This window comes from Shewanella electrica (assembly GCF_022321485.1).
GTDB lineage: Bacteria > Pseudomonadota > Gammaproteobacteria > Enterobacterales > Shewanellaceae > Shewanella > Shewanella electrica.
The window spans coordinates 415,179-438,009 of sequence record NZ_JAKOGG010000004.1 but is presented as its reverse complement, the minus strand read 5'-3'; the positions used below and the strand labels follow the sequence as shown (position 1 = coordinate 438,009).

The following is a 22,831-nucleotide window of genomic DNA, read 5'->3' as shown; positions in this document are numbered from 1 at the left end:
GTACCGGTTAGTTCAACGGCCACAACCAAGCGGCACCGCGAACACCAGATGAACCACCGTGGCGATTTTTCACAATAGGTGTATCACTCTCACGGCCCACCACATAACTTGCAATGCGCGCGGGTAGCTCTGGGTAGATAGCATCAACGGCCGACATGCCACCACCAAGCACAATAACATCAGGGTCAAGCACATTGATCACTTGTGCCAAACTGCGCGCTAAGCGGTCCAAATAACGTTCAAAAGACGCTTGTGCCCCTTGGTGGCCCGCTGCAATCAATGCGGTGATCTCTTGACCACTGCGTACCTGAGCTTCAGGGTGGTGCAAATTAAAATCACGCACAAAGCCAGTACCAGAAATGTAATTTTCAATACAGTCGTAGTTACCACAAAAACATTGGGTAGAACGAAACTCGTCTGGCGTCATCCACGGCAAAGGGGTGTGCCCTAACTCACCAGCAATACCGTTGCCGCCAACATGCACTTGTCCGTTGATGGCGATACCTGCACCACAACCCGTACCTAAAATCACACCAAGTACCAACCCTTTACCTGCCGCGGCACCATCAACCGCCTCAGACACGGCAAAACAATTAGCATCATTCGCGACGCGAACTTCTCGGTCCAGTAATGCGCCTAAGTCTTTATCCAACGGGTGACCATGTAGCCAAGTGGAGTTGCCATTTTTGACCAAGCCAGTAAACGGCGATACCACCCCAGGGATGCCGACGCCGACACTACCGCGTTCACCCAACGCCTCTTCAGCTTGGTTAACTAACGCGCAAATAGTACGCAATGTACCTTCATAATCATGAGCAGAGGGTTCTCTGTGACGATAAAGTTCGGTACCGTCTTCTGCTAAGGCAACGATCTCAGTTTTGGTTCCACCTAAGTCAATACCCAGTCTCATCTTGGATTTTCCTCTATCCACCCTAGCCTGTAAGCCACAAACCAAGGGTTAGCTAACGTATTCTTTGTGTTATATCGCTGCGGTTTGGGCAAATCATACCCACCAGCAGCGCGTAAAATAGCTGATACTGCCGTATCCCACTCGGGAGTAGCACCAAGACGAGGATAAAGATCAGCCTCGGCGCTTGCAAGGAGGCACATCTTCAACGAACAGCCGACTGCACGCAAGTGTTAATCCTCAAGCTTGACCAAAAAATCAGCAAGTTCCAGCCTAACAGGGGGAGCAATGGCCTAAAACCTGAGGGACGATAGCCCATCACTGATGAATGATATTGGCGTTACCTCCCCTCTTCGTGTTCGAAGAAATCGAGTAACTCGGTTAATGTTTGATGACCGCGCTCGCGCAAGAATGTCAGCAGATGCATCGGTGTAACATTGAGTAAGCGCTCACGCGGATAGCCCGCCGCATCAATAATACTCAGCGATTGTTCAAACCCGCCAAGCGTAAAAGCTACATGAGAATCCGAGCCCATAACCAACTGCGCATCATATTGTTTTGCCAGCTTTGCTAAAGATAAACAGTTCACCTCGCTGCCTTTACGTGAATGCAAAAAAGAGGAGTTATTGATCTCTAACGCCACATGGTATTTGGCTGCCGCTTGGACTATCGCTGCTTGATCAATGGGATATTTAGGATTGCCGGGATGGCTAATTACATCGACGTTGCCACTGGCAATACAATTTAACATTGCCTCGGTGTTATGGTTTTTATCTGCTGGCGCAAATACTGGCTCATGCAATCCAGCAAGCACGATATCTAACTGTGTAAGATATTCACCATAAAAATCGATATCGCCCGCTGTACTCTGAATGTTAGCTTCAATACCACGTAAAATGCCAATGCCATCAATGAGATGCGGGATAACACGCATATTCACAAAATGCCAAAAGTGCGGTGCATCAGCCATGGCAGGCCCATGATCGGTAATGGCAAACAGTTGTGTGCCGCGTTGCTTTGCCAGCGCTAGATAGTCGTGTACGGTACTGTAAGCATGTGTAGAAGCAACGGTATGAGCGTGGATATCAACAGGAAACATAGCACTAAGCCCCGGCTAAAACGATACGGTGCAGCTTACGCTAACAGGGGTGAAAGCTCTACTGCTACTCCGCGAGCATTCTTTAACAGCAACAAATGAAAAGGGCGTCACGGTAATACCCACGACGCCCTAAATGAGGCGATAATAGCTGACTTACTACTGTGTTACGCCGTAGTAGGTTTTATACCACTCGGCAAAAGCTCGCACGCCTTGTTGAATACCCACTTTGGGTTGATAACCTACCGCTTTAAAGAGATCTTCAGTATCCGCCCACGTCGCGGGCACATCACCATCTTGCATCTCCATCATGATTTTTTGCGCCTTTTTACCAAGCGCATTTTCCAGCTCAGCGATGAAGTCCATCAGTTTAACCGGGCTACCGTTACCTATGTTATACACGCGGAACGGCGCAATACTGGTGGCCGGTGTACCCGCTTCAACAGTCCAATCACTATTCGGCGCAGGAATATGGTCGGCGCAACGCAAAATACCTTCAACAATATCATCGATATAGGTAAAGTCGCGGCTCATATTACCGTGGTTAAATACTTTGATCGGCTCGTCGGCGCTAATCGCTTTAGCAAACAGCATCGGTGCCATATCAGGGCGTCCCCACGGGCCGTACACGGTGAAGAAACGTAGTCCTGTGGTTGGCAAGCCATAAAGGTGTGCGTAGCTGTGCGCCATCACTTCATTGGCTTTTTTGGTGGCCGCATAAAAAGACACCGGATGATCCACTGAGTCACTCGTTGCAAATGGCATCTTACGATTCAGCCCATAGACCGAACTAGAAGACGCATAAACTAAGTGCTCGACCTTATGCTGGCGACACCCTTCCAACACACATAAAGTGCCGATTAAATTGCTATCAGCATAGGCGAACGGATTGGTGATGGAGTATCGTACGCCGGCCTGAGCCCCCAGATGAATGACACGGTTAAACTGCCCATCAACAAACAGTTGCGCCATGCCGTCGCGATCAGCTAAGTCGAGCGATTTAAAGTGAAAGAGGTCGTTGTCGGTGAGTTTATCCAAACGCGCTTGTTTCAAGCTAACATCGTAGTAATCATTGAGGTTATCAATCCCCACCACCTGATGACCAGCGGCAACCAAACGCTCGGCTACACGTGCCCCAATAAACCCTGCCACGCCTGTCACTAAATATTTCATCAAAGCCTCAAAATAAAAAACGCCATGTCGAGTAGACACAGCGTTGTTATTTTAGTTGCCAGTATCTACACAAATAATGGCGCAAATGCTATCACAAACGGCAATTAGTCGTGACCAAAGATATCGCGGGTGTAGACTTTATCAGCAACATCGTCCAATTCCGGCACCATGCGGTTAGAGATAATCACATCCGCTTGCTGCTTAAAGGATGCTAAATCACGAATCACTTTAGAGTGGAAGAATTCATCCTCTTTGAGCACTGGCTCATAGACCACCACTTCGATGCCTTTCGCCTTGATACGCTTCATCACCCCTTGCATCGCCGAGGCGCGGAAATTGTCAGAGCCGCTCTTCATGATCAAGCGATACACACCCACCGTTTTCGGTTTTTTAGCGATAATCGAATCAGCAATAAAGTCTTTACGTGTGCGGTTCGCATCCACAATTGCCGCAATCAGATTGTTCGGCACTTGATCGTAGTTAGCCAGCAACTGCTTGGTGTCTTTTGGTAAACAGTAACCGCCGTAGCCAAATGATGGGTTGTTGTAATGGCTACCAATCCGCGGGTCCAAAGATACACCGTCGATAATTTGCCGAGTGTCCAAACCATTCATTTCTGCGTAGCTGTCTAGTTCATTAAAATACGCCACACGCATGGCTAAGTAGGTATTAGCAAACAGCTTGATCGCTTCCGCCTCGGTACTTTCGGTAAACAGCACCGGGATATTTTCTTTTAACGCGCCTTCAGCAAGTAAACGCGCAAATTGTTCGGCCCGTGCAGAGCGCTCACCGACAATAATCCGTGAAGGGTAAAGGTTGTCATACAAGGCGTTACCTTCGCGCAAAAACTCAGGAGAGAAAATGATATTGTCAGAGCCTGTCTGTTGACGTAACTGTGCAGTATACCCTACAGGTACTGTCGACTTAATCACGATACAAGCGGTCGGGTTTAGCTCTAACACCTTGGCCACCACCGCCTCAACAGTGCTGGTATTAAAGTAATTCGTACGCGGATCGTAATCAGTAGGTGTCGCCACAATCACAAAATCAGCATCACGATAAACACTGACATCGGTGGTTGCTTCAAGGTTGAGATCTTTCGTTGCCAGATATTCTTCAATCATTTCGTCAACAATCGGCGATTTGCGCTGGTTAACTAAGTCAACCTTATCTTGCAACACATCGACCGCGATCACGCGGTGATGTTGTGCCAGCAACACCGCATTAGAAAGGCCAACATAGCCCGTCCCTGCCACAACTATTTTCATGAGAGTCCCTAGTCCACCTAACTATAGCCAATTTAATAAAAGCTATTCTAACCACAAAGTTGCTACTGATAATAAGCTTTTATTGTGTCAATCAATTGAGGTAGATCACTTACTGACAAGGCATTGATGCCAGCAGCAGCAGCACGCCCGCCACCTGTGGCAAATTGGCTGCAAATATCCCCCGCCCCTTGGCGGTTGTTCAGCGGTGCGCGTAACGACACCGTGAAAGATTTATCCGTGTTATGCGTCACCACGGCAATGGCTCGCTGTGGATGTTGATTGGCTAACACATTGCCGAGTACACCGCTGACACGCTTTGCCCAAGCCTCATTTGGCAACAGGTATAACAGTAACGTGTCATCATCATAATAGGGGGACTGCGCCGCGACATTGACCATGTCTGCAGCATAGGCACCTTGCAGTTGATAAAAAGGTGAAGTTCGGTCATCGCGCAAGACAAATGGCGAAGCATATTGCACGAGCATTTGAAAGAGTTCTGCTGGCGCAAAGTGTAAGTCATCGATGGTAACGCCGTAACCGTTGTAGTTGATCAAGGTGCCAAGTTCACGCAAGAAGCGTTTGTCATCGAGTGGTAAACCACGTTCATCGGCCAATGCGTCAGCCACCGCGACCATGTTGTCACCGTATGCTGCAGCAATCGCCCAATCGCGATGTTTACCATCCAGTAGCTTATCAACTATCAAAGCGGTACAAGTCTCTGCCGCGGTATCAATATGGGCGGTAAAGCGCGTTGATACTGGCAATTCTCCGGCTCGATGGTGATCAATGTAAGTAATCACTGCGCCGTTAGCGAGTGCCACATTTACCGCTGCAAGATTTTTTTCTAATGAGATATCAAGGACTAGCAGCTCATCATTCGCCATCGCCTGAACTTGCTTAACTAACTCAATATCGCGCTTAACACCGGTAACTAGCTGCGCGGTTTTGGGTTCAGCTAGCCGCATTTGGATAAGCGAAATAATGCCATCGGCATCACCGTTAAAAATGTCGTATTGCACAAGCCCTCCGGCGGTTATAGATAACCGTTTGTGGCAAGATAGGCCACTATCTGCTCGGCGCATTCGGTCACTGACGAGTTAGCGGTATCGACACGGATCTCTGCTGCACTCGGTGCCTCATAGGCGGAATCAATGCCGGTAAAGTGTTTAATCTCGCCCGCACGCGCTTTTGCATACAAGCCTTTGGGATCACGTTGCTCACAAACTGCCAGCGGCGTATCGATAAACACTTCAATAAATTCATGGTCTTGGTGTAACTTCCGCACTGATTGGCGGTCTTGCCGAAATGGCGAGATAAATGCCGTCAGCACCAATAATCCGGCATCGACAAACAATTTGCTCACTTCGCCAATGCGACGAATATTTTCCACTCTATCTGCATCGCTAAAATTGAGATCTTTATTCAGGCCGTGTCTGACATTGTCACCATCCAGCAAGTAACTGTGATAGCCCTTGGCAAACAATAATTGCTCAACGGCATTGGCGATGGTTGATTTGCCAGAACCACTCAAACCGGTGAACCACAATACGGCGGGGCGTTGAATCCCCTTTTGTTTAACACGATCGGCTTTAGCTATTTGATGTTGATGCCACACCACATTGGTTGATTTCTCACTACTCATTTCTGCATTGCTCGCTCAAACGTATTAAAAAGGAAAAAACACCGGCACTGCGGCCACCACGATGGCGCCATACACCAAGGCTACCGGCAGGCCTGCGCGTAAAAAGTGCGTGAGTGTGTACTTACCCGCGTTATAGACCATCAAGTTCGTTTGGTAACCAAATGGACTGATAAAACTACCACTCGCGCCATACGCGACCACCATGACAAACGGTAGAATGTTGACCCCAAGGCCATGGGCCAAGCCGATACTTAACGGAAACATCAACGCGGCTGCCGCGTTATTGGTGACTAATTCGGTGAGCACCCAAGTGACCACGTAAGTTAACAGCAACAGATAAAACGGTTGCAGCCCAGAGGCATGCAACTTCACCAACTCAGAAAACCACTCAGCCACGCCGGAACTAACCATGGCAAAGGAGAGCAAAATCGCGACGGAAACAATCAGCCAGATATCCACCGGAAAGCGCCGCAATAATTCATTAACCGTAACGCAGCCAGAGAAGATAAATACGCCAAGCAGTAGGAGCAGCGCTTGCAATAAATCAACCACGCCCAGCGCGGATGCCAACACAGCCACCCCAAAACCACCAACCGCCAACCATTCGCGTACGCCACTAAGGTGCAGATCAGGTTCAACCCCACTGACGCTAATAAAGTTTTTACCAATGTTATGGCGGTGACGATAGTCTTCCCCCACCGCCAGTACCAAAAAGTCACCAGCAAGAATCACCACCTCCCCCAACTTACCGGAGATGTTTTGTCCATCGCGGCGAATCGCCACTACTGCAGCATCAAACAGCGAACGAAACCCTGTCGATTTGAGGGTGCGCCCAACTAATACACTCTCTTGTCGTACGACCACTTCGGTCAGATCACGCTGCATTAACCCGTCTTTGTCAGCAAATAAAGTCAAACCGGGGAACGTGTGCAACTGCATCACCTTTTGGATATCACCAGCGAACACTAAGCGGTCGCCTTCGTGCAATAACTCTTGCGGCGAAACTGGCGAGATCAACCGCCCCTGCCGTACAACTTCGACAAGGAACAGCGACTCTAAATGACGTAAGCCATTTTGCTCAACGCTCTTACCCACTAACGGTGAATCTGCCTGTAACTTGGCCTCAATAAAGTAGCCTTTGTAGCTAGGGTCATGTCTTGGCGTATCAGGCAAACCACGGCTACTCCATGCCACCACCAAACCACAGCCCAGCACTAACAGGATGCCCACTGCAAAAAATGAGAAAAACGCCAATGACTCGCCGGTCTCACTGATATAGAAACTATTGACGATAAGATTGGTTGAAGTACCAATTAAGGTAACCGTGCCGCCAAGAATGGCCGCATAAGATAACGGCAACAACAATCGGCTAGCAGCATGATAAGGATTGTTGCGCACCGGCGCCATTAACGTTGCCACAATCGCGGTATTGTTCAAAAATGCCGAACACACCGTCGTCACGCCGAACAAACGCAACCAAGAATGGCGGTAGCTTTTGACAATCACCCCCGTCGCCAACATCCGCAGTAAGCGAGTTTTCTCCAATACTAATGAACACATCATCAACAAGATCAGCGTGACCAATCCTGAGTTAGAAAAACTCTCCAATACCTGTTCGCGATTGACCAATTCGCTGGCGACCAGCGCCAGCATCAAACAGCCAAACACGGCCGCAGGACGGGATTGAAACCGAATCAACCCCACGATTGTGCCAGCGAACAAGGCTAAGGTTAGGTATCCATGCCATGACATGACCGAAAACCTACAGACTAATCTTGACTGATATCGCGAGCGCCCCAATGCGGGTACTGCTTGCGGATCAATGCGTTAAGCTCTAGCTCAAAAGCAGAATACTTGGCTTTTTCTTGACGGTCTTTAATGACGGAACGGCTAATCATTCCCGCACCAACCGTGGCATTGGTTAAACGGTCAATGACGATAAATGAGCCTGTGGTACGGTTCTGGTCATAGGGATCAAACTCAATTTTCTCATTGAGTAGGAAACGACACTCGCCCATCTCATTCAACGCCAATTGGCTAGCGTCTTCACGTTCCAGCGTATTCACATCAACTTTGTAGTTAACCTGTTGTACATAACCCGAGGTCGCGTTGCTCCCGGCTTTGATCAGATACTCACGATCCAGATGCAACGGCTCATCCGCCATCCATACCACATCGGCATCGAAACGATCACTCACCAAACACTCTTCATGCGGGCGCACCAACATATCACCGCGGCTGATATCAATTTCATCTTCCAGTGTGATGGTCACCGCCATGCCGTCGAAGGCTTTATCCAAATCACCATCGAACGTCACAATCGATTTCACGCGGCTTTGTTTACCAGAAGGCAGCGCCTCAATGGTATCGCCAACACGAATATCTCCCGACGCAACAGTACCGCAGAAACCGCGAAAATCGAGATTTGGCCGGTTAACATATTGCACAGGGAAGCGGAACGCCGCTTGGCGCTGTTTCTTAATAGTCACTGTATTGAGCAGTTTTAGCAGGGGCGAACCTGGGTACCAAGGCATGTTGGCACTTTCGTTTACCACGTTATCGCCCTTCAGGGCTGAGATTGGCACAAAGCGAATATCGGTAAACTTCAACTGCTCAGCAAACTCACGGTAATCTTTCTTAATTTTTTGATATACCGCTTGGTCGTAATCCACAATATCCATCTTGTTGATGGCGATGATTACGTGCTTAATGCCAAGTTGTGAACAGATGTATGAGTGACGGCGGGTTTGCACCTGCACACCGTGGCGCGCATCGATCAAAATAATCGCCAAATCACAGGTGGATGCGCCAGTTGCCATGTTGCGGGTGTACTGCTCATGCCCCGGCGTGTCGGCGATGATGAACTTACGTTGATCGGTCGCAAAATAACGATACGCCACATCGATAGTGATGCCCTGCTCGCGCTCAGACTGCAAGCCATCCACCAACAGCGCTAAGTCAAACGCCTCGTTCGTGGTGTTAAACCGCTTAGAATCTTTCTCAATCGCCGCCATTTGATCTTCAAAAATCATCTTGCTGTCATACAGCAGACGACCAATCAATGTCGACTTACCATCGTCCACGCTACCGCAGGTTAAAAAACGCAGCATATCTTTGTTTTCGTGAACTTTTAAATAACCTTCAATATCTGTCGCAAGCAAATCAGAACTGGTAGACATAAACCTCTCCACTGGCCTCGAGTAGCGAGTTGCGTGACTCGAGCGCCTTTTCACTAAACCTATTACTCAGCACTAACCTGCAAGGTTTTGATTAGCGCCCCTAACATTCGGGATATTTGCTCAGCCTCAGACTGCCAATGGTCACTAACTTCCGTCGCTATGTAACCAACATCTTTTGCAATCATGGCCTGAGTTTTAAATTCACCACATGAGCCTTTAGCAATGGACACAAATCGAGCTTTCTCTTTATTCGAATAGCGCTCAAAACCTTCGGCAATATTGCTTGGAATCGATAGTGCTGAACGAGAAATCTGATCTTTAAAAGAAAAATCCCTAAGAGAAATCAACTCTCGATACACAGCGACTGCTAACTTATAGCTTCGCTGCCAGACAACTAACTGCTCATATTGCATACCACCTCCATGTGATCTGCTTTGCTCTCGCTAAAAACTCGACGCTCGTGACTCGTAACTCGCTGAGGTTAGAAATACCCTTCCATTTTCTTCTTCTCCATCGAGCCTGAGGAGTCGTGGTCAATCACTCGGCCTTGACGTTCTGAGGTGGTCGACAGCAGCATCTCTTGAATGACTTCAGGCAGTGTTTGCGCCACCGATTCCACCGCGCCAGTCAATGGGTAGCAGCCTAACGTTCTAAAGCGTACCGTCTTCATTTCCGGCGTTTCACCGTCACGCAGTGGCATACGCTCATCATCAACCATGATCAGTGCACCATCGCGTTCAACTACTGGCCGCGGCTTAGCGAGGTACAACGATGGAATTTCGATGCTTTCGAGGTAGATGTACTGCCAGATGTCGAGTTCGGTCCAGTTAGAAAGTGGGAACACACGAATGCTTTCGCCTTTATTCACTTTGCTGTTGTAGATATTCCACAGCTCTGGACGTTGGTTCTTCGGGTCCCAACGATGTTTGCTATCGCGGAAGGAGTAGACACGCTCTTTAGCGCGAGACTTTTCTTCATCGCGACGCGCGCCACCGAATGCCGCATCAAAACCGTATTTGTCTAACGCTTGTTTCAGCGATTGGGTTTTCATGATGTCGGTATGCTTGGCACTGCCGTGCTCAAAAGGATTAATGCCGAGACGGCGACCTTCTTCATTGATATGTACTAACAGCTTGAAACCGTACTTCTCCGCCATGCGGTCACGAAACTCAATCATCTCGTGAAACTTCCACGTGGTATCAACGTGCAGTAATGGAAAAGGAATTTTACCGGGGTAAAAAGCTTTACGCGCTAAGTGCAGTAGCACCGAGGAGTCTTTACCGATGGAGTACAACATCACTGGATTATCAAACTCCGCCGCGACTTCACGCATGATGTAAATCGATTCGGCTTCCAGTGCTTTCAGGTGGGTCATTTTTTCAGGCGTAATCATCATTCATCTCGCTATTCGGTTTCCTTCTATCAACATAGCTAAGCTGGCCTAGTTAAGCTTGATAAGCAGGTAAAGTAACCTTGATTGAGCGGATAATAGCAGACGCTTATATGCCTGAAATGTTCGTTTTTGGAACTTTATATAACAACTAGAAATAACAACCGTGATTGAGACGACTATTTGCCGTACTGCAGATGAGCAAACGCGCGGCGGGCGCTGACAAATGCGAGCTAGCTATCGGCAAAAGGGCCGAATTAGGAATAGATACCTCAGCTCGCACTGAGGCGGGTTTTATGAAAACACACCAATGAGAGTGACAACGATGGAGCGCGAATACCGCTCCATCGCTTAGCGGCGTTAACCTTGGCGACCGCTTTTGCCGCTGCAAAAGGCGTGATTTAGTCGAGGCAGATAAAATGCCGTGCGGTGATTCCCACTACCAGCAGCCAAGCCTAAACTCACCACATGTTATTTTTTAAATTCGCCGTTTTTGGTGAACGGCCATTCAAGCCCTAACCACGCCTTGAAAAACGCCTTTTGCGCACGTGAAGGATTCGCTACCGCTTTTAGCGCTAGCTTGTCTTTCGCGGCAGAGGCAACGGTTAACTGTTTGGTTTGTAGCGTATCGTTCACGAACAAACTAATTGCCACCTTATCGCCCGCTTTAAAGTCTTGCACCCGTTTGGCAAAGCTTTTCGGCGTCACTTTAACGCCATCGATAGCCACCAGCTCATCACCTGCGGCGATCCCCGCTTGCCATGCGGCGCCATTGCGTTCGACCCAAGACAGCTTCAGTGAATCACTCGCCAACTGCATGCCAAAGTCCGCTTGCTGTTTATCGCCCGCGTCGATACGCAACCCGGCGTTTGCCAATAACTTGTCGAAGTCATAACTGATCGGCGTATTCACATTGGTTTTCCACCAATCGCTGTAATCTTTGCCACTCAGTTGTTGCAATAGCTCACGCACATCGGCGGCGTTGTAACCTTTGGGCAGACGAAAATCTTGGTAAAGCGACTGCTGCAAATCACGATAGGAAACCTTGAGCTTGCTGTCGTTCAGCAACTGATGATCCAATGCCATCGACACCAGATACCCTTCCGAATAGATATTCACACTGTGGTTACGGGCATAATCACCACCACCGGCAACCCACTCGTTTAAGCTGGTTTCGGCGACCGATTGCTGTTCACGCCCTGGGGTGTGCTGGTTACGATCAATACGCTTAGCCACATCTTCCAAAAACTCCTTCGGCGTCATAATACCGGCTCGCAGTAACAACTGGTTTTGGAAATAACTGGTTGAGCCTTCTGCCATCCACAGCAGATCCGACATATTTTCCTGTTGGAAATCGTACGGCACCAAACCTTCAGGCCGATAAGCTTTGACGTTCCACGTATGCACAAACTCATGCGCGGCCGTGCTGATAAAACGCAGGTAATCTTCACGCTCGCGGAAGTTAAACCGTGGCAATTGGATCACGGTGGAATTGATATGTTCGGTGGCACCGCGCGCACCGCTGGTGGCATGCACAATAAACAGATAGCGCTCAAACGGATAACCTTGCCAAATCTGCTGCGAAGCTAGGGTCACTTTTTTTAAGTCAACCACCATCTGCTCGAGATCATAATTGCCCTCACCCCACACCACTAAATCATATTGCTTACCATCGGCGTTAAAACGGCGATGGTGGCTAATGCCAGTTTCAATTGGCGAATCGATGAGCACATCATAATTGGGCGCGGTAAAACTGTGCGGCTCAGCCCCCGCAGCCATGCCAGAATAGCTCTGCCAGCCAGCAGGCACTTTCAGCCCAACGAGCACTGGCTCGTGGCGAAAACTGGGACTGTACATCATCACACCGCTGGCATCGAGATAGGCATGGGTGCCATCAATATGACGCACTCGTTGCCCCAGTTCATTAGCATATAGCTGGTAAGACACGGTGACTTTGGTTGGAGCGGTTAGCGCCACCTGCCATTCACCACTCGCGGTGCGTTGCCAAGTGAGTGGCTGACCTTGTTCATCTTTAGCAACAAAATTACGCACGCCATCGGCTAGCGGCAATACCGCATATTTGCCAGTGCGCCATACCGGTAAATTAACCTTAAGTTGCGACTCGTGGGTTTGTGGGAAACTGACCGTGACCTTGGCAAGGTGATGTTCGGGCTGATCAATATCGATATTGTACATAACATCAGCAAATGCAGATGTAGCAGCGACCATGAGGGTTAAAAAGGTGGCGCATCGTTTTGAGAAAGTGCTGATTTTCACACAAAATCCTTGCTAAATCATTGTTGTAAAGATGAATCAGGAGTATAACAACTCCAGTGTGTCATCTCACCCGAATCACATATTCGTTAACAATAAAAACGTTAATAACGACATAAATAACGACGTGGAAGAAGATTAATGCGCTTGTTGATACGCCTAACGTTATGTATGACTGCCTTGATTCATCAGTTGGCAGTTGCCGCAGAACCTCATGAACTCGAAGTGGACTACCGTGAACAACCGCAACAGTTGTATCAGCAACTTCGTGAATCACTACCGCCCAACCATTTATTCAATAGCGCTGATGAGTTTGAGCAGACCTTAAACAGCGCCAAACTTGATGCTGATACGGTATTTCAATCACTCTACTACTTAGCGCGGTTAAATTTGGAAGTGCGCGTGTCTCAAGGCGACTCTCATAACGAAGCCAAGGCACTACGCGATACCCTTCAGATCATTGCCAAAAACGATTATCAGCACGCCGCCGCGCTCAACGTTGCTGGACGTTACGCGGGGTTAATTGATCAACATCTTTCAGACACGGTGAGTCTTAACGAGCAGGCGCTTAGCTACATTCGCGACAGTCACACGCCCGAAGCTCTGACGCTCAAATTGGTGATTTTTGATGATCTAGGTGTGGTCAATTTAATGACCAAACGCCCGGACGCGGCCTTGAGCAACTTTAAGCAGATGCGCGATATGGCAAACGCCTTGCGCGATCCTTACCTCAATGCCGAGGCGGAAGCTCGCTTGGCGAAGTATTACCGTGAAACCGATCAGTTGGCGAAAGCTCTCAAGCATTACAACGAAGCCTATCGTTACTCCGCTAAACATGATGCGCCATATCAAAAAGCCTTTTTGGAGCTGAGCTTAGCCAAGCTGTATCGCGACATGCAGCAATGGGATAACGCGCTCACTCATGTCCACAAAGCGATTGAGTTGTTCCGTGAGCAAGGTATCGATAAGTACTTGTCTAGCTCCATGACCGTCATTGCCATGATTTACGCTGAACAAGGCGAATGGAATAAAGCTATCGATTACTACCTCAACGCCCAACAATTTGACGCGCAGAATAAGAGCCTGATTGCCCAAGCGCTTAACTTCCACAATCTGGGTGAAGCCTATTTTCATATCGCCAACTACCCCAAGGCGCTGGAGTACCTGCTGCAGGCCAACCACATCTTTCAACAGCGCAAAAGCCTTCACTATCTTGTCTATAACGATTTGATGATTGCTCAAGTGGCATTAGCCAGTGAGCAAACGGCAATGGTGCAAACCTATGCGAGCAATGCACTCAACTTCGCCACACAATTAGGTCTCAAAACGGAACAAGTTGAAGCACTACAATATTTGGCGACCATCCAAGAAAAAGCCGGTGATCTCGCCAGCGCTTATAACAACCAAAAGCAGATTATCGCACTTAAGGATGAAATTCAGGCCGCCGCTAAAGCGGAATATAAACCAAGCGAAGATGTGGCGCTCAACGAACAAAATATGACGCTGAAAATTCAGCAACAGCAGGGCAACCTACAAAAGCTGCAACAAAGTTTGTTGTATCGGAACTTGTTGGTCGGCTTATTAGTGATCGCACTGTTAGCCATCGTCACCGCGCTGCTGTTTCGGCGAAAACAGCTTCGGCACAGTCGACAACAAAATCAGGCGCTGGAGCACAGTGCCCTGCTTGACCCACTATTTGGTTTGCCCAGTTACCGTGACTTTTTGCAAGGTGTCACCACTGACGCCAAGGGCGTGATGTTACTGGAATATCCAGAGTTGGCCGACATGATGCTCAGCCGAGGCTACCATGGCGCGAAGCAGATCCAACAAGCACTACAACACAAACTGACCTTGTTGCTTGATACCAAAGTGTACAGCATTACCCCAGCGCTGTTTGCGGTGCAAAAAACACGCGAGCAAGACGTTGAGGATCTGCATCAACTGCTGAGCACAGTGAATATCGATAGCTCCCCACTCAAGCTCAATTTGGCAATGATCAACTTACCGCTGCTTGCCGACAAAGAAGTGACTTTGCCAACCGAGGTGTTATTTGAAACCTTGCAATGGCTGCTGGCTGGCGCGCGTACTGTTGATGCTGCTAAAGGCTGTTATTTGGTACTGAGAGTGTTGGAGTTTACGCCATCGACGGTATTTTCTCAGCCGCTTTATCTGCAACTTGGGCAGAGCATTCGACGTGGATTTATTCGCATTGAAAGTAATGTTGATAAAGAATTGATCAACTGGCCTGAGTTTCAAAGTATCGACGTACAAGACGCCCTCGCCCACTGACCATTAGTCAACCAGACTAGCGCTTATCGACCACGCGATTGAGATAACGTGGTCGATATTCCTTAATGCATCAAGCAAGCGAATGCCAGCCTAAACGGCGCTTCGAGCCAATTTGCAGCAAAATTGACCGACTTAGATCAACAATCGCTGATATTGTTTGCTCCAGCTAACGGCTAACGGATGGAATCGTTTGCAGTGTTAGGGATTTGCTATACCATTTATGGAAGATCCAAGCGCATTGAAGGCGATGCTCGTAAGAGCCAACCTCCCAACGCTATTGAATGCTGAAGGAATGACACTGGAATGAAAGAAGCGAGTGCAAGCCTGTCACAAAGCGCGCTGTTCCAACAAAGACTAGCCGCGGCTCAGTCCTCATTAGCCGAGCTGACAGCAGAACGAGATGCCAAGCTCAGAGCCTTGACGAGTTTTATCGGTCATCTGAGCCTAGCGTGTAAAGGCCAGAATTTAGAACTCGACAACAAACTTGCCAAGTTACGCGTCACCATTAGCGACCTAGATAAAATCAGCGATGTGCTCCCTGAGTTGGTCGATATTGAGCGGTTATTAAAACACCACTACCACCATGTCATGACTAAGCTGGAACAAGGTCGTGATGGTCTGTCACGCTTCAGTAGGCAGTTGCAACGTGTTGAAGACGTGCCCGATAAACTGCGTAAAGAACTGGGCTACTTTAAACAAGATCTTGCCAAACCGTTCCACACCGTGTGGGACTACATTCCCAAGGTTGAACGTCTAATGGCGTTTTATGAGCAAACCTTGGCGCTGTGCTTTGATGAAAACGCCACTCCCTCTTACTTGCCCAAATATCGCCAACTGGCCCATGAACTGGCGCAGATTATTTCAGAGATCGATTTTTCCAAAGCGCAACGTGATCAAGTGTTAGTGATCAAAGAGCAGCTAGCGGAAGAGATTGATATTGATGCGTTGCTAGAGGCCTATCAAACCATCATGAGCATGCTGCTCACAAATATTGCCGCAGAAAAAAGTGCCTCTCAGGAATTCTTATTTGCTTTAAATGAAGCCTTAGTCTCTGTACGAGATTCGATTAACGAATCCTTTGTGCAATCACAACGTAGTCAACAGCTGAAACAACAGCTCAATAACGACATCAATAACCAAGTCGATAATGTTGAATCCGGGCTACAAGAGTTTACCGATACTGAACAGATGAAACAGCACGTGATTGAGCAATTAGCCGTGCTGCGCACCAGTTTGTCGCGCAAGGAAGCTCTCGAATTGCGCGAAGTTGCATTACTCAAACAATCTGTCGATGCGTTAAGGCAAGAGCTTGGTGAACTGACGGCCGAAACCTCATCTTATAAAGAGAAACTGTTTGAGCAGCAAAAGCTCAACCTGATTGATAGCCTGACACAACTGCCCAATCGCGCCGCACTTGATGAACGCATGGAGCAGGAGTATCGCCATTATCAACGCCATCGTAATCCACTGTGGGTAGCGGTGGCCGATATCGACCACTTCAAATCCATCAACGACAGTTTCGGCCATACGACTGGTGATAAGACATTGCAGGTGATTGCCATGGCACTGAAAAACTCGCTACGCGACACCGAGTTTGTCGCACGTTATGGTGGTGAAGAGTTTGTCATGCTCATTCCTGATGTATCCCACAGCGACATTGGCCGTTTGCTCAACCGCGTGCGTGAAAAAATTAAAAATATTCCGTTTAAATTTAAAAATCAGCGCATTACAGTTACATTATCTGTCGGTGCCGCCAAAATTATCGACGGTGAGCATATCCTCGAAACCTTTGAACGAGCCGACGCAGCGCTCTATAAAGCCAAACATGAAAGCAGGGACAGGGTTATTATTGATTGATGGAACAACTCCTGTGCCTTGGGGCTGTTGACCTTTATTGGTCGTTTAGCAGCAAAAGAGCCTGATTTAGGCAAAGCGGGTGATGTGTCGTGTACTTATGCTCGACGAACAACACCCAAGAACAAGGAGTTAGAATGATCGTCAAAATCAGTCCACGCGGTAGTATGGACCAACTGTCTCAATTAGAAGTCGACAGTCTCAAACAAGGTGCCAGCAGTGAGCTATATCAGCTGTATCGCAACTGCTCACTGGCCGTACTCTCCTCTGGCGCCCAAACCGATGATGCCAAGTCATTGTTTGCCATGTATAGCGACTTTGCCATCAATATTCTGCGCCGCGAACGCGGCATAAAGCTGGAGCTGATCAACCCACCCGCCAGCGCCTTTGTTGACGAACAGATCATCATCGGTATTCAAGAGCACCTGTTTGCAGTACTGCGTGACTTAATCTATGTGCGCCACAAATTCAATAATCTCAAACATATCGATTTAAACGAGCCGAGCCATATCACCAATATGGTGTTTGATGTGTTACGCAATGCGCGCGCCATTTCGCCGATACAAGACCCGAATGTGGTGGTGTGCTGGGGTGGACACAGCATCAACCAAATCGAGTACAAATACACTAAAGAAGTGGGCTACCAGCTTGGTTTGAGAAAACTCGACATCTGTACCGGTTGTGGACCGGGTGCTATGAAAGGCCCAATGAAAGGCGCTGCCATTGGTCATGCCAAGCAACGTATTCATAACCCGCGTTATATCGGCTTAACTGAGCCGAGCATTATTGCAGCTGAACCACCAAACCAGATCGTCAATGAACTGGTGATTATGCCGGACATCGAGAAACGTCTTGAAGCCTTTGTGCGCATGGGGCACGGCATTATTATCTTCCCCGGTGGCCCAGGTACCGCTGAAGAGTTGCTGTATATCCTCGGCATTCTGCTGCATGAAAAGAACCATGGCATACCGTTTCCATTGATTTTGACCGGTCCAAGTGAAAGCGCGGCCTATTTTGAAGAGTTGGACGCCTTTATTGCGGCCACTTTGGGCGAAGCCGCCCAAAGCAAATACCAGATTATTATTGATAATCCTGAAGAAGTTGCACGGCAGATGCGCCACGCCATGGAGCAAGTCAAACAGCATCGCAAACATACTGGCGATTCTTATCAGTACCAATGGGGCCTGACCATTGACCCCGATTTTCAGTTGCCGTTTGAACCAACCCACGCAGCGATGGAATCACTGGACTTGCACTTCTCCCAAGAGAAAGCACAGCTAGCGGCCAATCTGCGCAAGGCGTTTTCAGGGATTGTGGCCGGTAACGTCAAAGCCGACACCATGCAACAAGTGGAAGAAAAAGGCCCATTTAATCTACGCGGCGATGCCGCATTGATGGCCTTGATGGACAAACTGCTGTCCGCCTTTGTTGAACAACAACGGATGAAATTACCGGGCAATGCCTATACGCCCTGTTACCAAATTAGCAAATGAACCGACTTTTAATTATTGATGGTATGAACTTGGTGCGCCGCATTTTAGCGGCGCAACCTGATCAGCAAGACATGCAAGCGCTAGAACTTCGTACCCTAGCAGCTTGCCGTAAACTGTGTCTGCACCACCAGCCCACACATGTCGTGATGGTGTGGGATGGCACCGAAATCTCGTGGCGTAAGCAACTTTACCCAGATTATAAAAAAGGCCGTAAGCCAATGCCGGAGGCGTTGGCACAAGGCCTCCCCACGCTTATCGAACATTTTGCCAGCCAAGGATTTAACTCGTTGATGGCAGATTCAGAAGCCGACGACGTGATAGCCACCCTCGCCTGCAAACTCAGCCAATCCGGTGGTGAAGCGATTATTGTGTCAACCGATAAAGGCTTTGCGCAGCTTAACCTAACATCGGTTAATCAATGGGATTACTTTGCCAACCAATGGTTGGATATTGCCGCACTCGAACACAAACTCGGGATCTCGCGTCATCAGCTATTGGATTTTGCCGCATTAAGTGGTGATAGCGGCAACAAGATCCCCGGTATTAGCGGCATCGGGCCGAAATCTGCCGCCGAACTGCTACGCACTTACCGCTCGTTAGCCAACATCTATAACGCCCTCGATAAACTCGGCCACAAACAGGCTCAGAAATTAGCCGAAGGCCGCGATATGGCGCGGCTAAGCTACAAACTGGCTAAGCTGAGAACCGACTTAACGCTGCAAGTCCGGTTAAGCGACTATCGCCTGCAACATTAACCTTTCGTTCATATTCGGCCAAATTATCTTACAATTGCCGGTTGAATCTCACTGGCAATTCAGTAGATGATATTGGCAGAAGATTGAATTAAGGGACGGTAATGAAAAGCAAGATTCCAGTGTTAATTGGCGGAATATTTATTGCCTATTTAGCCTTTGTCGGGGTGATTTTGATGGTGTATGAACCATCGCCGGACGATATGGATTGGCAAGATAGGCAGGCGTTTAACCGTGGTAAAATAAGTGAATTGCGCATTGGCGAAGCGTTGAGCAACATTCAACAACACATGGGGCATGCCGATTTCTCTGAAGCCAAAATGGCAGGAGATAAACAACTGCTGGTGTTGTTTTATCAAACACAACGCAAAGTGGCCGATGGTCAACTGACCCGTGATGAATGCACGCCGCTGCTATTTGTCAATGAACAGTTGGTGGCATGGGGTGAAGATACCTATCAGCAGTACCTACAACCCGTACCGACGAGCGTCACCAATTAACCTATCAAACATTCTCACGTATTAAACAACAAGGCAGCCAATTGGCTGCCTTGTTGTTTGCTCACAGCTTAGTCAGCTTTTGGCTCGCTATAAGCCTCGCCTTGAGTGATCCACGGCGCAGCGGGTTTGCCCTTCAAGTAATGGTCAAAATACTGCTTCATTCTGATGGTGTAGTCCAACTTGTTAGGGTACTTCTTCAGATGGTGCGGTTCATCTTCATATTGCAGCATGATGACGTCTTTGCCCGCACGGCGCATTGCCATATACATCTCAATCCCTTGCTCGTATGGCACCGCGTCGTCACGATCACCAAACATGATCAGCAACGGCGTTTGAATACGGTCAACATAAAACACGGGCGAATTTTCGATGTATTTTTGTGGTGCCGCCATCAAACTCTCACCAATGCGGCTTTGGCCGGTCTCATACTGAAACTGACGAGCCAAACCAGAACCTAAACGGATGCCGCTATAAGCGCTGGTCATATTACTCACTGGTGCACCGGAAACCGCCGCGGCAAACATATTGGTTTGCGTCACGGCAAAGGCGGTTTGATAACCACTCCACGAGTGGCCTTGTAAACCAATCCGTTTAGGATCGGCAATGCCACTGTCAATCAGCTTATTGACTGCGCTGGTGAGCGCCTTCACCGAGCTAATGCCGGGATAGCCCACTTCAAAGCGAATATCTGGCAGGAACACCACATAGTCATCGGCAGCATACCAAGCAAAGTTTGGCCGATGATTGATTTTCATATCGGGGAACGCGTGCAAACGGTCACTCATAAAGCGGTAGTAATACACCATCACTGGATATTGTTTACCCGGTTTATAGTTCGCTGGCTTGATAACTACACCATCCATATCGCGGCCATCGCCATCGCGCCAACGTAGCAGTTCCGCTTTGCCCCAAGGCAAAGCACGGCGCTGTTTATCTAAGTCAGTTTGTTTAGTGGCTGATGCCGGTTGTGTCACCACAGCGGTATATAAATCGGGGAACAGATCATAACGCTGTTGGCTAAACAGCAAGGTGTTACCTTTGCTAGCCCGCGCTAACACTTCTAGCTTTTCATCTTTATTGAGCAATGGTGTAACACCTGCCGTGCCCACCGTTGCACTATAAAAACCGTCAGCCTTGGTAAGATTGTTATAGCCCTGCAGCAACAGCGTTTGCTTATCGGCCACTGTCGGCTCAAACGCAGCATCTGGCTGAGCCAGCGCTTCCACACGATAACTCACTTGCTGTTTGCGCCCTGTGCCACCGGTCAGCATAAAGCCTTGGTGGGAACGGCTATCAAACTGCCAAATATCGTATTTATCGTACACCAGCAGCCCTTCATCATCGGCTAACCACGGTCCGAAACCGTAGCCGGGCGCTGCAGATGGATAATCATGGTCTTCATCGGCAAATGGGGTGGTAATGCTGGTATTTAGCTGAATTTTATGTGCTTCGGCAATGTCATACAGGTAGATATTGCCATGTTGATAATAGGCAATATATTGGCCTTGTGGCGACAAGCTCGGTTCACTGTCTGACGGCTGCTGTGCCAATACCAACTCGCGCTTACCGGTGTTTAAATCGACGAGATACCAATCACGATAGAAACCAGCCCAAGTGATCATTTTGCGGTATGGCACATCGGAGCTAGCCAACACAAACCGGCGCTGCTGCGTAGGTTCGACACTCGGTACTTGGCGGTCAGCCAACTGCACGACATTGCCTGACATCACATGCGCTACCGCCAAATAGGTGCGTTTGAGTTCATCGGCATAATGCTTGATTTCATTCGGCTTGATCAGCGGATCATCGCCATGCCACACGTTCAACCCCCGTTGTCCACGGATCAGGTCTTCGTTATAGAGATCCGCCTGCTGGGCCACCTTAGCCACACGGGTTTGCTGGCTCAGCTCAGGCACACGACCAAAGAACAGCCGTTGACCATCGGCAGAAAAATTCAAACTCGCGTAACGATTAATACGCCAACCGTTGGCATCAGCCTGCGCCGCTTGCAGTTGCTGGAACTTCCCCTCGCCCAAGGTATACAACGACAGTTGATACAGACGTTGGTCAATATCGGTAGCCGCATCGCCAGAGGTATATGCCAGATATTGGCTATCGCGGCTCACCGCCAAGCTGCCAATCTGCTGCGTTTTGCTATTCACTAACTCAGCTACGTTAAAACCACCAGCGAGGCGGACTAACAGCAATTTATGCAGTTGTTGCTCGCTGTTGTTTTGCGCTAAGGCGAGATAGCGGCTATCAAACGCACCGCTCCACGCCGTGATGTCATTGAAGCTGTGCTGTTTGCCACTAGCCAGCTCGATAACCAACAATTCACTGCCGCGATCGGCTGGCGACACTTTGTCTTTTTTATCTTTGCTGGTGTCCGCGGCAGACTTCTCGTCATCTTTGGCTTTTTTGGCTTCATCAGCTTTATGCCAAACCACCAATTGCTTGCCATCTTCGGTGAAAGCGAACGATTTCACGCGACTGAACTGTTGCTGCTCACCGCTGGCAGTGTTAACCAACACTAAGTTATCAGTCAGTTTTTTGCGCTCGCTCGCCGAAGCTTGTTCAGTTGCGAGCAACGCAGGTTTCACTAAAAAAGCAGCGTAAGCAGCATCGGCGGAGATGAGCGGTTTGCTGCCACCGGCAACGTTGAAAACTTTATCACTGCCGAGCAATTTAACCACGCCACGGCTATCACCACGGTCTGGCGCCACACTGTAAGCTAACACCTTGCCAGCAGGATCTAATGTCTGCTCGGTGATCTGCTCAAAATGCATAATGTCTTGCAACGTCAGCGTCGATTTTGCGGTGGCGGCATTGCCAAGCTGTGGCAAGGTCATCAGCGCCGCCAATATTGATGTCTTAAAAAAAGACCGTCCTGTTTGTTTTATGTTCGGCTTCAATGTTTAAAATCCATACTGAATGAATAAAAAGTGTTCCAAATCGCGGCATCTACGACTTTTAGACTACATAAAAACCCGGCACTTTGCTTTTGAATTCCTGTG

At 48.7% G+C, this 22,831-nt stretch carries 18 protein-coding genes; 5 read left to right on the top strand and 13 right to left on the bottom strand.

Annotated elements, in window-relative coordinates; translation table 11 throughout:
• Positions 1-7: 7 nt before the first annotated feature.
• From mak to L9G74_RS08835, 12 genes are all read right to left on the bottom strand, one after another.
• Complete coding sequence (mak, locus tag L9G74_RS08885; RefSeq protein WP_238895941.1) at positions 8-910, bottom strand: fructokinase; 903 nt, start codon at positions 908-910, stop codon at positions 8-10.
• Entirely contained in the window at positions 907-1,137 is a 231-nt protein-coding gene (locus L9G74_RS22435) for an inositol monophosphatase family protein (protein WP_369123385.1), read from the bottom strand. The genes mak and L9G74_RS22435 overlap by 4 nt, the downstream gene beginning before the upstream one ends.
• A 110-nt stretch (positions 1,138-1,247) precedes the next feature.
• The gene (locus L9G74_RS08880) at positions 1,248-2,006 is read right to left on the bottom strand and encodes a phosphatase (RefSeq protein WP_238895940.1); all 759 of its coding nucleotides are present in this window, start codon (positions 2,004-2,006) and stop codon (positions 1,248-1,250) included.
• Positions 2,007-2,162: 156 nt separating this feature from the next.
• Complete coding sequence (locus tag L9G74_RS08875; protein WP_238895939.1) at positions 2,163-3,176, bottom strand: NAD-dependent epimerase; 1,014 nt, start codon at positions 3,174-3,176, stop codon at positions 2,163-2,165.
• 104 nt (positions 3,177-3,280) lie between these two features.
• The gene (locus L9G74_RS08870; RefSeq protein ID WP_238895938.1) at positions 3,281-4,444 is read right to left on the bottom strand and encodes a nucleotide sugar dehydrogenase; all 1,164 of its coding nucleotides are present in this window, start codon (positions 4,442-4,444) and stop codon (positions 3,281-3,283) included.
• Between the two features lie 62 nt (positions 4,445-4,506).
• Positions 4,507-5,463 carry a DHH family phosphoesterase gene (locus L9G74_RS08865; RefSeq protein ID WP_238895937.1) on the bottom strand — a complete coding sequence of 319 codons (957 nt, stop codon included), beginning with the start codon at positions 5,461-5,463 and terminating at the stop codon, positions 4,507-4,509.
• 14 nt (positions 5,464-5,477) lie between these two features.
• Entirely contained in the window at positions 5,478-6,086 is a 609-nt protein-coding gene (gene cysC, locus L9G74_RS08860; protein ID WP_238895936.1) for an adenylyl-sulfate kinase, read from the bottom strand.
• A 24-nt stretch (positions 6,087-6,110) separates the two neighbouring features.
• On the bottom strand, positions 6,111-7,838 hold the full coding sequence (locus L9G74_RS08855) for an SLC13 family permease (RefSeq protein ID WP_238895935.1): 1,728 nt from the start codon (positions 7,836-7,838) through the stop codon (positions 6,111-6,113).
• A gap of 17 nt (positions 7,839-7,855) precedes the next feature.
• Positions 7,856-9,265 (bottom strand): sulfate adenylyltransferase subunit CysN, encoded by a 1,410-nt coding sequence (gene cysN, locus L9G74_RS08850; protein WP_238895934.1) that lies wholly within the window; start codon positions 9,263-9,265, stop codon positions 7,856-7,858.
• A 62-nt stretch (positions 9,266-9,327) separates the two neighbouring features.
• Entirely contained in the window at positions 9,328-9,678 is a 351-nt protein-coding gene (locus tag L9G74_RS08845) for a four helix bundle protein (RefSeq protein ID WP_238895933.1), read from the bottom strand.
• Between the two features lie 68 nt (positions 9,679-9,746).
• Positions 9,747-10,661 carry a sulfate adenylyltransferase subunit CysD gene (cysD, locus tag L9G74_RS08840; RefSeq protein WP_438944556.1) on the bottom strand — a complete coding sequence of 305 codons (915 nt, stop codon included), beginning with the start codon at positions 10,659-10,661 and terminating at the stop codon, positions 9,747-9,749.
• Positions 10,662-11,126: 465 nt separating this feature from the next.
• Positions 11,127-12,884, bottom strand: a complete 1,758-nt coding sequence (locus tag L9G74_RS08835; protein WP_238895966.1) for a M61 family metallopeptidase — start codon at positions 12,882-12,884, stop codon at positions 11,127-11,129.
• A gap of 186 nt (positions 12,885-13,070) precedes the next feature.
• Between L9G74_RS08835 and L9G74_RS08830 the strand changes: the two genes are divergently transcribed.
• The 5 genes from L9G74_RS08830 to L9G74_RS08810 all read left to right on the top strand — a co-directional run bounded on the left by L9G74_RS08830 (position 13,071) and on the right by L9G74_RS08810 (position 19,817).
• Entirely contained in the window at positions 13,071-15,218 is a 2,148-nt protein-coding gene (locus L9G74_RS08830; protein ID WP_238895932.1) for a tetratricopeptide repeat protein, read from the top strand.
• 303 nt (positions 15,219-15,521) lie between these two features.
• Positions 15,522-17,075, top strand: coding sequence for a diguanylate cyclase domain-containing protein (locus L9G74_RS08825; RefSeq protein ID WP_238895931.1), 1,554 nt, complete (start codon positions 15,522-15,524; stop codon positions 17,073-17,075).
• A gap of 134 nt (positions 17,076-17,209) precedes the next feature.
• On the top strand, positions 17,210-18,565 hold the full coding sequence (gene ppnN, locus L9G74_RS08820; protein WP_238895930.1) for a nucleotide 5'-monophosphate nucleosidase PpnN: 1,356 nt from the start codon (positions 17,210-17,212) through the stop codon (positions 18,563-18,565).
• Complete coding sequence (gene xni, locus L9G74_RS08815) at positions 18,562-19,320, top strand: flap endonuclease Xni (RefSeq protein ID WP_238895929.1); 759 nt, start codon at positions 18,562-18,564, stop codon at positions 19,318-19,320. The genes ppnN and xni overlap by 4 nt, the downstream gene beginning before the upstream one ends.
• A 101-nt stretch (positions 19,321-19,421) precedes the next feature.
• Complete coding sequence (locus L9G74_RS08810) at positions 19,422-19,817, top strand: DUF3192 domain-containing protein (protein ID WP_238895928.1); 396 nt, start codon at positions 19,422-19,424, stop codon at positions 19,815-19,817.
• 68 nt (positions 19,818-19,885) lie between these two features.
• Here the strand turns inward: L9G74_RS08810 and L9G74_RS08805 are convergent, their stop codons facing one another.
• Positions 19,886-22,666, bottom strand: a complete 2,781-nt coding sequence (locus tag L9G74_RS08805) for a prolyl oligopeptidase family serine peptidase (protein WP_238895927.1) — start codon at positions 22,664-22,666, stop codon at positions 19,886-19,888.
• Between the last annotated feature and the right edge of the window lie 165 nt (positions 22,667-22,831).